General features: G+C 42.4%; 14 protein-coding genes and 2 pseudogenes. 8 read left to right on the plus strand and 8 right to left on the minus strand.

All coding sequences use genetic code 11. From position 1 onward, the window contains the following. Position 1: 1 nt before the first annotated feature. Complete coding sequence (locus QUD05_RS28765; protein WP_289799045.1) at positions 2 to 301, plus strand: low molecular weight protein tyrosine phosphatase family protein; 300 nt, start codon at positions 2 to 4, stop codon at positions 299 to 301. 29 nt (positions 302 to 330) lie between these two features. Then, positions 331 to 1,014, plus strand: coding sequence for a class I SAM-dependent methyltransferase (locus QUD05_RS28770; RefSeq protein ID WP_289799046.1), 684 nt, complete (start codon positions 331 to 333; stop codon positions 1,012 to 1,014). Between the two features lie 42 nt (positions 1,015 to 1,056). Here the strand turns inward: QUD05_RS28770 and QUD05_RS28775 are convergent, their stop codons facing one another. The 6 genes from QUD05_RS28775 to QUD05_RS28800 all read right to left on the minus strand — a co-directional run bounded on the left by QUD05_RS28775 (position 1,057) and on the right by QUD05_RS28800 (position 7,304). Further along, the gene (locus QUD05_RS28775; RefSeq protein ID WP_289799047.1) at positions 1,057 to 1,500 is read right to left on the minus strand and encodes a hypothetical protein; all 444 of its coding nucleotides are present in this window, start codon (positions 1,498 to 1,500) and stop codon (positions 1,057 to 1,059) included. Between the two features lie 202 nt (positions 1,501 to 1,702). Beyond that, positions 1,703 to 4,264, minus strand: a complete 2,562-nt coding sequence (locus QUD05_RS28780; RefSeq protein ID WP_289799048.1) for a penicillin acylase family protein — start codon at positions 4,262 to 4,264, stop codon at positions 1,703 to 1,705. Between the two features lie 126 nt (positions 4,265 to 4,390). Further along, positions 4,391 to 5,191 (minus strand): ABC transporter permease, encoded by an 801-nt coding sequence (locus tag QUD05_RS28785; protein WP_289799049.1) that lies wholly within the window; start codon positions 5,189 to 5,191, stop codon positions 4,391 to 4,393. 304 nt (positions 5,192 to 5,495) lie between these two features. Further along, entirely contained in the window at positions 5,496 to 6,314 is an 819-nt protein-coding gene (locus QUD05_RS28790) for an ABC transporter permease (RefSeq protein WP_289799050.1), read from the minus strand. After that, entirely contained in the window at positions 6,311 to 7,129 is an 819-nt protein-coding gene (locus tag QUD05_RS28795) for an ABC transporter ATP-binding protein (protein WP_289799051.1), read from the minus strand. The genes QUD05_RS28790 and QUD05_RS28795 overlap by 4 nt, the downstream gene beginning before the upstream one ends. After that, a complete protein-coding gene (locus QUD05_RS28800) occupies positions 7,116 to 7,304 on the minus strand; it encodes a hypothetical protein (RefSeq protein ID WP_289799052.1) in 189 nt (62 codons plus the stop codon). Before QUD05_RS28800 ends, QUD05_RS28795 begins: the two co-directional genes overlap by 14 nt. A gap of 39 nt (positions 7,305 to 7,343) precedes the next feature. Here QUD05_RS28800 and QUD05_RS28805 point away from each other — a divergent pair, with 39 nt between their 5' ends. The 5 genes and pseudogenes from QUD05_RS28805 to QUD05_RS28825 all read left to right on the plus strand — a co-directional run bounded on the left by QUD05_RS28805 (position 7,344) and on the right by QUD05_RS28825 (position 10,644). Then, positions 7,344 to 7,526 carry a hypothetical protein gene (locus QUD05_RS28805; protein WP_289800154.1) on the plus strand — a complete coding sequence of 61 codons (183 nt, stop codon included), beginning with the start codon at positions 7,344 to 7,346 and terminating at the stop codon, positions 7,524 to 7,526. Further along, positions 7,474 to 7,606: pseudogene (locus QUD05_RS28810) on the plus strand (TrmH family RNA methyltransferase); the annotation flags it as partial. The gene QUD05_RS28805 and the pseudogene QUD05_RS28810, both read left to right, overlap by 53 nt. A 141-nt stretch (positions 7,607 to 7,747) precedes the next feature. Next, complete coding sequence (locus tag QUD05_RS28815) at positions 7,748 to 7,990, plus strand: hypothetical protein (RefSeq protein WP_289799053.1); 243 nt, start codon at positions 7,748 to 7,750, stop codon at positions 7,988 to 7,990. Between the two features lie 164 nt (positions 7,991 to 8,154). Continuing rightward, positions 8,155 to 8,895: an RNA methyltransferase gene (locus QUD05_RS28820; RefSeq protein ID WP_289799054.1), complete on the plus strand. Its 741-nt coding sequence runs from the start codon at positions 8,155 to 8,157 to the stop codon at positions 8,893 to 8,895. Between the two features lie 174 nt (positions 8,896 to 9,069). Next, on the plus strand, positions 9,070 to 10,644 hold the full coding sequence (locus QUD05_RS28825; RefSeq protein WP_289799055.1) for a serine hydrolase: 1,575 nt from the start codon (positions 9,070 to 9,072) through the stop codon (positions 10,642 to 10,644). Positions 10,645 to 10,943: 299 nt separating this feature from the next. Here the strand turns inward: QUD05_RS28825 and QUD05_RS28830 are convergent, their stop codons facing one another. Beyond that, positions 10,944 to 11,480 carry a peroxiredoxin family protein gene (locus QUD05_RS28830; RefSeq protein ID WP_289799056.1) on the minus strand — a complete coding sequence of 179 codons (537 nt, stop codon included), beginning with the start codon at positions 11,478 to 11,480 and terminating at the stop codon, positions 10,944 to 10,946. Between the two features lie 157 nt (positions 11,481 to 11,637). Further along, positions 11,638 to 12,249 carry a peroxiredoxin gene (locus QUD05_RS28835; RefSeq protein WP_289799057.1) on the minus strand — a complete coding sequence of 204 codons (612 nt, stop codon included), beginning with the start codon at positions 12,247 to 12,249 and terminating at the stop codon, positions 11,638 to 11,640. Between the two features lie 131 nt (positions 12,250 to 12,380). Between QUD05_RS28835 and QUD05_RS28840 the strand changes: the two are divergent. Next, positions 12,381 to 14,638 (plus strand): annotated as a pseudogene (locus tag QUD05_RS28840) (amylo-alpha-1,6-glucosidase). The last annotated feature ends 328 nt before the right edge of the window (positions 14,639 to 14,966 follow it).

Consider the following 14,966-nt stretch of genomic DNA (forward strand, 5'->3'; position numbering starts at 1 on the left):
AATGAAAAAGCTTTTATTTCTCTGTAGCCAAAATAAATTACGTAGTCCTACCGCCGAAGCTGTGTTTTCTGAATATGAAGGATTTGAAACAGACTCCGCAGGCTTAGATCGCCATGCTGAAGTACCATTATCAACGGAGGCTATTCAATGGGCTGATATTATCTTTGTAATGGAAAAATCCCATAAAAATAAACTATCCAAAAATTTTCAGCCTTTTCTGAAAGATAAAAAAATTATATGTTTAGATATACCAGATGAATATGAGTATATGGAACCCGCTTTAATTGAGTTGTTAAAATAGAAAGTTCTACCTCTATTAAAGATTAAAAAATGAATATTCAAGAAGCTTTTAATTCTGCCGCAGGAGATTACGATAACTTACGTCGTGTTTTAATTCCCTGTTTTGATGACTTTTACAAAACAGCTGTTGAAATTATCCCAGGAGATTGCACTGCACCGCTGAAGGTTCTAGATTTGGGTGCTGGTACTGGACTTTACTCAGGTATGGTTCAGTCCGTTTTCCCGAATGCAGAGTTCACCTTGCTAGACTTAGCCCCTGAGATGTTAGAAAAAGCTAAGTTGAGATTTAGCAAAATGGGTAAATCTCCCAAAATCTTAATTGGTGACTATATTGATACTGATTTAGGTGATTCATATAATCTGATAATCTCTGCCTTATCGATTCATCATTTGTCAGATGTTGACAAAGAACTTCTTTATCAACGGATTTATAATGTCCTCAATCCTGGAGGGATATTTGTCAACGCCGATCAAGTTCTCGGCAAAACGCCTGATTTAGAACAACTTTACCGTCAACACTGGTTAGATTCTGTCCGCGCGAAGAATATCTCAGAAGAGGATCTCAACGCTGCACAGAAACGCATGGAATACGATCGCATGGCAACCCTTGATATTCAACTTCGCTGGTTAGAAGCGGCTGGGTTCCAAAATGTGGATTGCTGGTACAAAAATTTTAGCTTTGCTGTTTTTGGTGGTTATCGACCAACTATTTAACCGCTATTTTTGCGATCGAGATTCCAAGCAGAGGAGAATTGATTATTTGCCAGAACAGTAGCTATTAATTTCCTTGACTATTGAACTTTCTTCAGTACTACTTTTTTGCAGAGATACCAAAAAGCCCTTTGCTGCTGGTAGATTCTTTTTATCTATGGCTGCTGCTGCATTATTCAATTCCTTGCTGATGTTCTGATAAAGTGTGAGAAAGCGTCCTTGAAAACCTTGCAATTTTTCATCTTTAACTTCTAGTGCTTTCATCTCTGTGGCAAGTGGATCTATCTTACCAGCAAGTTCAGTTAAAGCTTTAGAACCTTTTGCTGGATTGGGATTTTTGCCGAATTCCTGACCTAGAGTAGATGCCTGATTGGCAACTTTGATAACTTTGTTACATTGAGCAACTTTACTTTCGCCACAACCTGCAAATAATAATGCGATCGCAGTAGTGACTGAAAGTATAAAACTTTGCTTAAATACGCGTTGCATAGGTTCTATGATCTCCAACTATATTTAGTGAAAGTTGGACAGTAGGAATGGATGGTTAGAGAAAATACTTTTTCTAAAAAGAATCTTTATTTCTGTTTTTAACTTTCTTTCTGCCCTGTTACTTTATACTTCATTTTTTCGATAATGTGTATGTAATTACACGCAAATAACCCAATTTTAAATTAGATAGTCGTGTTGTCCTTTACTCTAGCAATTTTGGAATTAATCTCAGTGTTGCAGTCGTATTTTCTGTAACATTCTTTGATTCCCATAATATCTGGTGGTATTCAATCTTGCGCCAAGGTTCAACCATATCGTTGTAGTGGCGATGGAAAGCATGACCTGATTGCCCAGGGGTGTGAATTGCTACTGAATTATCCAAATTTCCCAAATCTACAATCATCCGCAGTGAAGGAATATCAGTCACTTCAAAGGATTTATTTGCTCTCCAACGGTTAGCATTCACTGTTTCGCCGTTACCAGATGTAGCAAATGCACCACGATTAAATAAAGCTTCAATCGGTGCAACCCCAGATTTACCTAAAGTGGCATTCCGAAAAGTAATGGTATGCAGCTTGCCCCAATTCCAGTTGTTCGGGTCTTTGCTTTGAATTCGTTCTAATTCATTCACGGCTTCTATAAAGGATTGTCGCAGGATTTGGTCGCGGCTCTCAACTTCTGGGGTGTTGCGATTATCCCACCAAGAACTATTGGGCTGTTTGACCAGATTTGCGATCACAGCATACCAGCGATCGCCTCCATGCGGAAAGTACTTTTCAGGCAACTGATCGTGAAACGTATCTGCCAGTAAGTGTTTCCAGAAGACTTCAAACAAAGCAGCAACAGGCGATGTCATTCCTAACTGCAAATTCCAATCTTGTAATAATTTTTGGGCTGCTTGCAAGCGAGGAGTATCAACAGTGATAGATTGCAGTAGTGGTACTAATGTTTGTGCATTCAGATTGCGATCGTCTCCTTGTATTCGCTGCACACCTTTGAGGGAAATCGGTTGCGTTTGTTGTGAAATCATCTCAACAATGCGCTGTGCCCGATAGCCATAAACCCAGTCTGCGGTAATTAGATAAGGATATTCACGCATAACTAAATTATTGGCAGTAGCAATATAACCTTGAGATGGATTGAAACTTTTGGGCAATTTCTCAAAGTCAATATAGCCTTGCCACTCATATTCATCCGTCCAACCAGGAACGGGATAACGCCCATCTCCCTGAGCGCGGATGGGGAATTTACCAGGCATTTGGTAGCCAATATTGCCATCAATGTCAGCGTAGACCAAGTTTTGAGCGGGGACATCATAATTGCTGGCAGCAGTGCGGAATTCCTGCCAGTTTTGAGCGCGATTGATTTGGGGAACAGCATACCCTAGTTTTGAAGGTTCTAGGGCTGTCCAACGCAGGGCTACGGCGTAATTTTGCGGTAATTCTAGCGACTGACTTGGCTGGAATTGCTTTAGATTGGGCGAAACATCAGAGAGAATTGGCCCATGTCGGGTGTAGCGTACCGTTTGCACAATCGATTGACTTCCAGCGACTTGAATCGTCTCTGGCACGAGTTGCATATCAACCCATTTGCCATTGACTTCATACTGATTAGGATTTTTCGGGTTAATTTTCTCAATGTATAAATCCATCACATCAGATTGTACATTGGTGACACCCCAGGCAATGCGATCGCTATGACCGATAATTACTCCAATCATTCCCGCAAAGGAAAAACCAGAAACGTTGTAGGGACATTCTGCATTCTTCGGTGTGCAGTGTAGACCAACCTCGTACCAGATAGAGGGAATTTGCACACCTAAGTGCGGGTCATTCGCCAAAATTGGCTTACCTGTAGCTGTTCGCTGACCAGATATTACCCAGCTATTCGAGCCAATACCTATTCCCGTGGGCCCTATAAGTTGTTCCAAAGCCATCATCGGCTTAGTAATTGACTCCAAAGCAGGTAATACATCTGGAGAGTCGAGAAGTGAAGAAGAAGCGGGCAAATAACTCTGCGTGTTCCCCTGTCTCTGTGTCCCTGTGTTCTCTTTCTTCTGGAACTTAGGTAAAATAACTGGCAAGTCTTGAGGGTATGGTGGAAAAAGTTCCTCTACTTGATTGGGGTTAAGGGTTTTGAGCAAAATAGCGCGTTCAATTTCTCGCTCGAAATTTCTGCCCAAATCGTAAGCCATTACCTTCCCCCAAGTCAGAGAATGCAGTATTTGCCAAGGTTCTGGCTGATACCCAGGATTGAGGAACTTTAGCACAGTGTATTCTAGACTCAGGGCGCTGCCTTGATGCTCTCTCAAATAGGCATTGACACCATCGGCGTAAGCTTGCAGGTATGCTTTCATCTCTGCATTAATTTCCTGAATTTCTTGCTGCGCCACCCTCGCCCAACCCATTGTCCGCAGATATTTATCAGTGTCAACCTGAGATGAACCAAACATTTCTGAAAGTCGCCCAGAACCAATATGTCGCCAAAAGTCCATTTGCCAAAATCGGTCTTGGGCGTGGATATAACCTTGCGCCATGAATAAATCGTGAGAGTTGGCAGCATAAATATGGGGAATACCCCATTTATCCCGCTGAACGGTTACTTCAGCTTTTAGTTGAGGTATTTGAATTGTGCCACTCTCTTGCGGAAAGGATTGGCGTACAGTGTAGGTGACAAATCCTACTAACAATAGCCCTAGCACTGACAGGAAAATCAGAGTAATTTTGAGTCTTTTACGTAACCAACCTTTCCTGGAGTTTTTCATGTGAGCTTCCCGTGGCATTGTTTGGTGAAATCAGGCAATACTACAAGGTATTAAATCAGCATCTTTAGAAAAGTGCGATCTGCTCATTTAAAATACACCTGAGTACACAGCTAAAATTTTGTTGTACTAGCTGCCAGTAGAACAATAGTATCGCTCTCCTATTTTCCAAAGCTGAAGCGCAACTATTAGAAAGAGAATGCCTGCGATTGGTGAGATATAACAAAACCACAAAGGCACTAAAAAAGCATCTTCTTTTTCAAGTACTGCAAGCAAAGGAAAATAGCTGACGCAAGCAAGTGGTATCAAGAAAGTAAAGAATCGCTGAAACCACTTGTTATAAATCGAAAGTGGGTACTGAGCCGTTTCGACTCCTCCATAAGTGAGGATATTCATAATTTCGAGAGATTCAATAGTCCAGAAGGTGATGGTTGCTTGCATAATGACAATGCCAACAAAGAGTGCAACTCCACCAAAAAATGAAGTACCCAAAAGCCATAAAGTTTTAAAAGTTAAAGGAATCTGGAGTGATGAAAGTGACCACCACATAACAACAATTCCTTGAAATAATCTTCCGATTCGTTTCAAAGTAAACTCTTTACCTAAAAGTTGAATTGCTGTGGTGCGTGGACGAACAAGCAAACGGTCGAAGTCTCCACTTTTAATTATTGTTGTAAATGAGTCAAAGCCTTTTCCAAGGGCATCAGCACAGGCAAAAGAAATATTAATTATTCCATAAAATAGAGCAACTTCGTTTAAAGTCCACGTACCAATACTATTAAAACGACTAAAAAGTGCCCAGACTCCAAAAAATTCAACAGCAGTTCCTAAAAACTGCCCTATGACTTGCAGCCAGAAAGAAACTTTGTACTGCATTTGCGACTTGAAAGATACAGAAATATATCGAAGGTAAAGCGAAAAATCATTCATAGTTGCTTTGTAATTTTTATTTAAAATAAATTATCTAATATCAATTATGTATGCAAAATTATATAAGGAACGAACCGCATTCGCTTTAGCGTCTCGTTAGAGAAGGACACAAAGGAAGAAAGAAAATTTGGCGCAGCCTCACAAAGAAATGGTATAACCTATCTTCCTGCTTAAAAAATTACGAATTACGAACTTGTACTGAGCGTAGTCGTTGGCGTGGTAACAGAGCGTAGTCGTTCGCGCAGCGTCTCGTAGAGAAGTGCAGCCTCTCGTATAGAAGTATTACGAATTACGAATTATTTACTTATCCTCCTTGAATTACCAGCTTTCTAATGCCATATTTCACAAGAACACGCCCAAGAATAATAATGACAACTATCCAAAAAGTTTGATGCAGCAAAACATTAAACAGGGCGTTTGGTTGAAGATTACCAGTAAAAAGACGAAAAGGTTTGTCGATTAGTCCTGAAAAAGGAAGTGCATTCAAAAAAGGTTTGCTCCACTCAGGAAAAAGTGGTAAAGGAACAATCATGCCAGAGAAGATAGTAACAAGAGTAGGTAGAATACTATTAATTCCCTCGCCTGAAATTGTCCACATCATTGATACAGTCAGAAGCATAGTTAATGCAGACGAAAGTAAAATTGCGCCAATAAAAGAGATAAAAAAGGCAAAAAAAGAAGCCCAGGAGGGTGGAAAAGAAAGCGACCATTCATCAAGTCTCAAAAGGGGAAAAATAAAAATTGTGACACCAAGAAGCGGAATACTACGAAGTATCAAGGGCGTTGTGCGAAGTGCCAAAGCGCGAGTAAACCAAAAATTATAAAGGTCTGTGGGTCGAAGAAGATCGTATCCGACAGCACCAGTTCGGATGAGTTCTTGAATATCTCTATCACCTCCCCAAGGGACAATCGCCATCAAAAACGCCTGTCCCAGCCACACATATCCTACAGCTTGTTGAAAAGTGATAGGTTGAGTAGAGGTTGTATGAGTAAAGAATGCCTGTAAAACCATTACTTTCACTAACCCCCAGAAAAGCTGAGTTCCAACACCAGCCAAAGCAGCAGCACGGTATTGCAACAGTAGTGTAAATCTAGCAACAAATAGTGACCAATATGCTTTCATGGGATAATTCCGGCTGAAATTGCATAAAGTTCAGCAATTATCTCTTCAATGGGTGGATTTTCCACAAAAAGATCCTCTACTTCGTGTTGTGAGGTAACTTGGCTAATCAAAGATGCAGCAGAAAGCTTTGTGGGATCGAAGGCTAGAGTTACAGTGCGACCTTCTTTAGAGATAATACTGACTCCTTCTTCTTCAAAAAAGAAATCATCGTTTGCTAGGTCGATTCTTAAGTACCGACGCGAGGAAACTTGAGAACGCAGTGCTGCTAGAGTTCCATCACAAAGGATCTCACCTCCACCAATAATAATTATGCGATCGCACAATGCCTCGATATCATCCATATCATGAGTAGTTAGGATGGTGGTTACTTGATGAGTTTTATTCAGCGCTTTGATAAATTTTCTGACTGCAAGCTTGGAAACTGCATCAAGCCCAATGGTGGGTTCATCAAGAAAAAGAATTTCCGGTCTGTGAAGCATTGCGGCTGCAAAGTCACATCGCATCCTTTGACCAAGGCTTAACTGCCTCACTGGAGTGGAGAGAAAGCTTTCAAGACCAAGCAAATCAATCATTTCTTCGCGTGTCTGGCGATACTCTGATTGGGGAACGCGATAAATATCCCGCAGCAAATCGAAAGACTCAATCACTGGCAAATCCCACCAGAGTTGCGTTCTTTGACCAAACACTACACCGATGCGATTAACGTGCTTAATTCGATCTTTCCAAGGAGTTCGTCCGCCAATTAGGCATTTTCCACTGGAAGGTACAAGAATACCGCTCAAAATTTTAATCGTGGTCGATTTACCTAGCTCCATTTGGGCCAATGTATCCTACAAGTTCTCCCCATTCCAGGGAAAACGAAACTCCTTTGAGGGCATAAACTTCTTTAGTTTTTCGCTGCACAAGTCCTCGTATTGAACCGAAAAGCCCAGAGGAGCGTTCAGACACAAAGAAAGTCTTCCTGAGATTTTCGACAAGAATGTGAGACATATTTTGTGAGTCTGTTATTGCGAAGAAAGGCAGGGGGCAGTGTTTCGACTCCCTTCTCTACGAGAGGCTGCACTTCTCTACGAGACGCTGCGCGAACGACTACGCTCTGTTACCACGCCAACGGCTACGCTCAGGGCAAGTCGCTCAACAACCAGGCAGGAGGTAAAAAATGAGTTTGGCTGGATTAAGAATTGTCTTGGTAGAGGTAGCTGGGGTGAGTAATGTCGGAGCGATCGCTAGGGTAATGAAAAATTTCGAGATATATCATTTAATAATAAGTAAATTGCCAATGCAATCCCCTAATACTTACGCAATAACTCTCTGAAACTCTCATTCCTTTGTGTCCTTCGCGCCTTTGCGGTTCGTTTTTCCTTCCATTATTTTGCGTAAGTCCTGTCCCCATACCAAGAATCACCCTAGAAGTATCAGAGGAATTACTTGCATTGAGTCTCCAACAACCAGCTGTACCAGCACAAGTTTACCGATATATCTTAGATTTTTTGGCTAGCAACCCCACTCCTGAACAAATTGCTGAATTTAGACCTACTCCCGAAATGCAAGAACGATTGCGTACCTTGTTAACACGCAGTAACACAGGTGAACTTACACCCACGGAGTTGAAAGAACTAGATGAGTATGAACGTATTGAACACTTAGTTGTGATGATTAAAGCAGGTAACTTCTAAATAGCGACGAACGACTAGTCCAACGGCAAAGATTGCGCTGAACTGTTCAAACCTGACGCAGGCATTCACTTACACAGGTAAAATGATTTCAGGGAAACTCTTCAGTAGAACCACAACGCTGAAAATTAGTCTGTAAGTACTGGTGCGATCGCAGGAGGCAAAAAATGGGCTTGGCTGGATTAAGAATTGTGTTGGTAGAACCAGCTAGGCCGATAAATATCGGCGCGATCGCCAGGGTAATGAAAAATTTCGGTCTATATAATTTAGTATTAGTGAACCCCCAATGCGATCCGCTTTCGACGGAAGCTTTGATGATGGCTGTTCACGCTCAGGAAATTATAGAATCTGCGGTAATAGTGGCAACCTTACCAGAAGCATTGCATGGATGTGTACGGGCGATCGCTACCACTGGTCGCGTTCGTAGTTTAGAAACACCTTTAGAAAATCCTCGCACTGCACTACCCTGGTTACTGGAGGAACCAGAAAAACCCACAGCCCTGATTTTTGGCAGAGAAGACCGGGGATTAAGCAATGAAGAATTAAATTATGCACAGCGGTTTGTTGGCATTCCCACAAGTCAAGATTATGTCGCCCTGAATTTGGCTACTGCTGTAGCAATTTGTTGTTATGAATTGTCACAATGTGCCCAAAAACTTGACATTCAAACCTTACCTCAAATTGAACTCGCACCCTTGGATGTTGTGGAAGGATACTACCAGCAATTAGAATCAGTATTACTGAAAATTGGTTATGTATATCCCCATACGGCAGCTAGTCGTATGGGAAAATTTCGCCAATTGTATAATCGCGCTCACTTGAAAACTGGGGAGGTGGCCATGCTGCGAGGAATTTTGCAGCAGGTAGAATGGGCCCTGAAAAACCAGAAGGATAGTGAAAACTTGTAATTATTCGTTTAATATATACGCAATCATCCCCCCAAAATAATTAATATGGCTTAAACTAAACACAAAAATGCTACTTAGTGGCAAAGTGGAATTTGAGTATTAATATTGCTTAGAGATTAAGTTTGGGGTCAAGAGTCGGCAAGAAAACAGTCAAGTCGGTCACAAGGAGTAACGGTGTCAGAATCAAGTGGCGAACTAACAGCTTTCTCGCGGCGTCAACCCTTAAATCGCCGCCAGCAGCCACAAAAAGTTCAAAAAGTGGTCAAAAAGAGAGTTAAAGCTAACAGTCAGCAGCAAACTACAAATGGGCAAGAAGGGGTACTAACACGCCCAAAAAATCAAATTAGTCCTCCCCCGATCTCTGGCGCTACACGTAGAGTAAAATCGGGGTTAGTTATGCCAACGGCAGTAAAACCAATACCTAGTGTAAAGGGAAAAATTCCTCCCTTCCGACCGGGTGCTGTAATGGTTAAAACAGTGCGGATGGAAAAGCCAAAAACAGGCAGACGCTCATCGCGAAAAACCCAGTTAAAGCCAATGGCCAAAACCGTATTGTATGTTTTGCGGTTATTGATTGTGGGTATTGGGATGGGTGCAATTGTGGGCACTGTATTGTCAGTATTAGACCCAGCCAATCGCATCAGCACAAATTCGGCGTCGCAATCTAATAATAATGTTAATAATGTGGTGCGATCGCAGCCACAACCTACCCAAACTCCCCCAACCGCAGCTTCGAGTCTATACCTGTCTCAAGAAATTACCTCTTTGAAAAATGCCGTGCAAAATTTGGCGGCTACTAACCCAAATCTCACACCTGGAATTTTCTTAGTAGATTTAGATACTGGTAATTATGTAGATGTCAATGGCTCTACCAGTTTTCCGGCGGCTAGCACGATTAAAGTGCCGATTTTGATTGCCTTTTTCCAGGATGTAGACGCGGGGAAGATTCGCCTAGATGAAATGCTGACCATGCAACAAGATATGGTAGCTGGCGGTTCGGGAAATCTGCAATACAAACCAGCGGGAACTCAGTACGCTGCTTTGGAAGTCGTCACTAAAATGATTACAATCAGCGACAACACGGCGACAAATATGCTGATTGCCCGATTGGGAGGAATAGACGCTTTAAACCAGCGTTTCCGTAGTTGGGGATTGACAGCCACAACAATTCGTAATCAACTCCCAGATTTGCAAGGGACAAACACTACTAACCCCAAAGAACTAGCGAATTTGATGGCGATTGTGAGTCAAGGAAATTTAGTCAGTATGCCATCACGCGATCTCATGCTTGATATCTTGCGTCGCACCCAAAGAGACACTCTGCTGCCATCAGGTTTGGGAACAGGTGCAAGAGCATACCACAAAACGGGTGATATCGGCACAATGTTGGCAGATACAGGTTTAATTGTTGTTCCAACTGGTAAGCGTTACATAGCCTCTGTCATGGTACAACGTCCAGTAAACGATCCTCGCGCCGAAAAATTGATTAGCTCAATTTCTCGTGCTGCCTACCAAGAGTTTAGCCAAAATCCTGTCACACCAAACACCACTACAAACACTCTACCCGCAAATGGTTATCAGCCCCAGGTTGCGAATCCTGCTTTACCTAACGGTACAACAGGCACTGCGCCCATGAGCATTTATCAGCCTCCTGTTGTTACTCCTGTACCTAACGGCATGGCAAGTACAGTACCCACAAACGGTTATCAGCCCCAAGTTGCGAATCCTCAATATTATCCTCAAAGATAATTTGTAATTCGTAATACTTTTCAAACAAGTGAAACTATTAGGTGATTTACAAGAATAAATATACCGATAGCGTTGGTTTCGACACTTCGACAGGCTCAGTGCATCGCTTCGCTCAACCAACTGATAGATCGAGAGTTGAGCGAAGTCGAAACTCGCCAACCAAAGTATTTTCTTTGTCGGAAATCACCTTAAGATTAGATGATATGATTAGGGTCTGAATTACCATTCAAATCTTAAGAGTTCCAATTCCTAATAGCTAGTTTTCAACATTAAACGCAATTTATTTTGAATATTTATAGTCAATTGAATTGTTCTAACAATGTCTCAATACTAGCATTGTGATCCAAAAAAGAAAATAAATGCCAGTAGCGCAGTTTTCCTTCTTTGTCTAATACAAACTGTGCTGGCAAAGGCGCTCCCAGCGCTTGTCCTGCTTGATATGTACGAAATACTCGACAACTAGGATCGCTCAATAGTGGCATTTGTAAGCCTAAATCTTTGACAACTATTTGACTCTGCCTTTCATCGGTACTAGTAATCATTAAAACTTCTATACCACGATTTTTAAATTGTTCGTAATTTTCATTCAAAGCTTTGATGTGCGGAAAACAAAAAGGGCAATATTGCTTTTCGGTAAAAATGCGAGTAAAGGCGAGTAACACTGGTTGTTTGCCTTTATAATCAGACAACTTTACTAAAGTTCCGTTGGTAATATCTGGCAGTTGAAAATCAGGTGTTCCCACTCCCAATCTGAGTTGATTGCTAGCTGGAACTGGTAAAAAATTGCGGAAGAATCGCTCATTTAATAAGCCACTAAAGTCAGTTGAAGTCAACATATTTTTAACCTTGATTATTTAAATATTATTTGATAAAAAACCACAGATATTTACGGAGGTTGACATTGTTTAATGTGTATCTCTGTTTATCTGTGGTTTTCATTGATTTTGCTTTCAACTCCAAAAGGCTGGATTAGAGTTTTTTAGCTAACTAAATTTAGACAGCAGAGAAGTAGACTTTAGACTTCACTGGGTCAGGATTCATGGTCTTGTCACCAGGTTGCCAACCAGCTGGGCAAACTTCGTCGGGGTGAGACTGAACATACTGAATTGCTTGTAATGTCCGCAGGGTTTCATCAACGCTACGACCAAAAGCTAGATTGTTAATGGTGGCGTGCTGTATGATACCATCTTTATCGATGATGAACAGACCACGCAAGGCAATGCCTGCTGCTGGGTCAAGAACGTTGTAAGCGGCGCTGATCTCTTTCTTGATGTCGGAGACTAGAGGATAATTCAGGTCGCCGACGCCACCAGACTTACGATCTGTTTGAATCCAAGCGAGGTGAGAGAATTCACTGTCAACGGAAGCCCCAAGGACTTCGGTATTGATTTTCTTGAATTCTTCGTAGCGATCGCTAAATGCTGTGATTTCAGTAGGACAAACAAAGGTAAAGTCTAGTGGGTAGAAAAACAGAACAACATACTTACCGCGATAATCGGAAAGTTTGATTGTCTTAAATTCCTGATCTACCACAGCCGTTGCTGCGAAATCGGGAGCTTGTTGACCAACGCGGAGGCTTCCTTCGGTTCCGTAAGTAAGGGACATTAACCTAATTCTCCTTTATCGGTTTAGTAGCGTTGGAATTTGGGTCAAGTAAAATTTACCCATCCACGCTCTCACAGTTTAATTACGATCTGTTACGACTATATCATACTCATAACGATTTTGAGTAGCAAATGCCTGATTTAGATACAAGAGAATGGTTGCTTACCAACGGCTTAGGAAGTTTTGCCAGCGGTACAATTTCTGATGTCCGCACGCGCGCTTATCATGGTTGGCTGTTTGCCGCCACCAACCCACCTTCTGGAAGGACTCTGCTGTTTTCGCACCTAGAAGCTAGCTTAGAAATATTAGGGAGCGTTGTGGCACTGGGGACAAATGTTTGGGGTAACGGTCAGATTGAGCGAACAGGCTACGAACAGCTACGCCGTTTTGATATTGACCCAGTTCCTAAATGGACTTGGGGTCAAGAGAACTGGCAATTAACCAGACAATTGGTGATGCCTTATGGTTTGGTGGGGACTGGGGACGAAGGGCGCGGGAGCAGGGGAGTAGGGGAGCAGGGGAGCAGGGGAGCAGGGGGGCAGGGGAGTAGGGGAGAGGTTGCAGAAAGTTTTTCCCCTCTGCCCCTCTGCCCCTCCGCCCCTCTGCCTCTTGTGCCCAATGCCCAATTTTGCCATCGAATTTTAATCCAGTATCGCTACGAGGGAACTGAAACAGCGATTTTACGGTTGCGACTGTTGATAGCAGAACGTGACTTTCACCACCAGCAGACTGCTAGTCAAGAATTACAGTTTTCACAATTGCTAGGGGAACAGCAAGTCTGTCTGCAAGCAATTAATTCTGGTCGCTTCGGCATACCTTGGCACTTGCGCTGGACACAAGGAAATTATCAACCAGATGCAGTTTGGTATTGGGATTATAGATTGTCTGAGGAGACAAAACGGGGATTAGGCGACAAAGAAGACCTCCACAGTCCTGGTTACTTGATAGTCACACTTCAACCAGGAGATACGGTGACTTTAGAAGCACGAGTCGGTTTTCCTGACTCAGTTCCAGGTGTTCTCACCGTCAAAACCTTTGCAGAAGCTGTGGAGGCAGAGCAAGAAAGGCTCTCACAGATTTTTGGATGGAGAGACTCAGGCAGAGGGGCAGGGGGCAGGGGAGCAAGGGAGACAAGGAGGAATTATTGAAAATCTCTCCCAAGTCTCCCCCTTCTTTCTTGTCTCCTTTGTCTCTTCTCCATGCCCAATGCCCAATGCCCAATGCCCACTCCCTAATCTGGCAACAACTACTCAAAGCCAGCGATCAGTTTATCGTCTATCGTGCCTCAGTTGCAGGCCCTACGGTCATTGCTGGTTATCATTGGTTTAATGATTGGGGACGCGATACATTAATCGCTTTACCAGGGTTGGCACTAGTTCCACAGCGCTTTGACCTAGCAAAAGGAGTATTGCGAACTTTTGGGCATTATTGTCGCCACGGTTTAATTGCGAATGCATTTCCCGATCTCAATGGCGAACCAATTTATAACAGTATTGATGCGGCATTGTGGTGGATTGAAACTTTAGGACTTTATTTAGAAGCTAGCCAAGACTGGGATTTTTTGGCAGAGCAATTCCCTGTAGTACAGCAAATCTATAAAGCATTTGTCGGTGGTACACATTTCAATATCCAGGTCGATGCTACCGATGGGCTAGTTAGTTGGGATGCTCGTGGTGTAGCTCTCACCTGGATGGATGTGGTAATTGGCGCACACCCTGTTACACCCCGTTACGGGAAGCCGGTGGAAATCAATGCGCTGTGGTATTCTGCTTTATGTTGGCTGAGTCAGTGGGCAGAGCGTTTGAGCCAAATGGAATATGGCTCACCAGTGCGTCTCACTAAGCAAGCACAGCGTTATGCTAACCAAGCACAACACGTGAAAACCTCACTGCAAAAATTCTGGAATCCTCAGTTAGGTTATCTGTACGATACTATTGAGCCGGACGATCGCCGGAATTTTCAAATTCGTCCGAATGCTGTTTTGGCGCTGTCGCTACACCATTGTGGGTTTTCCGAACAGCAAGGGTGTCAGATATTAGATTTGGCAACTACCAGCTTGCTCACACCTTATGGTCTTCGCAGTCTCGATCCAGGAGATCCTGAATACAAAGGGAAATATGAGGGCAATCAACAACAACGCGATCGCGCTTATCATCAAGGCACTGTTTGGACTTGGCTAATTGGGCCGTATATTCGGGCTTGGCAACGTTTTTATCCACAACAATCGCTACCTTTTGATTGGCAACCCTTGCTAGATCACTTTTTCTTTGACGCTTGTCTTGGTTCTATTTCTGAGATTTTTGATGGCGATTCACCTCACACACCCAGAGGAGCGATCGCTCAAGCTTGGTCAGTTGCCGAAGTAATCCGCCACATTAACATTAAATAGTTATAGGGATACAGATGGTCTTGGATAATTATTCTTGATTAATATACGTTCAAGAATTAATGTTTGCTAGTTTTAACCTACAAAACTACTACTATACAAGATTTTTATTAATTTATCTGAATTATCCAAAAGTGACTAGATTTTCGATGATTTCACCAATTGAGGCTGCAAAACCAAAGATGTTTATTTTCTTCTGTGAGAAAATATTTGATGATAAAATTTCAGGAATGAGATGTAGTATTATTTATAGCAGCAATGTATTTCAGGCTTAATTTAGATACTGCTACAGGATGGATGATTGACAGCGCAATTACTATTAATAAAGCTG

Origin of the sequence: Nostoc sp. GT001 (assembly GCF_030382115.1) — a bacterium.
GTDB lineage: Bacteria > Cyanobacteriota > Cyanobacteriia > Cyanobacteriales > Nostocaceae > Nostoc.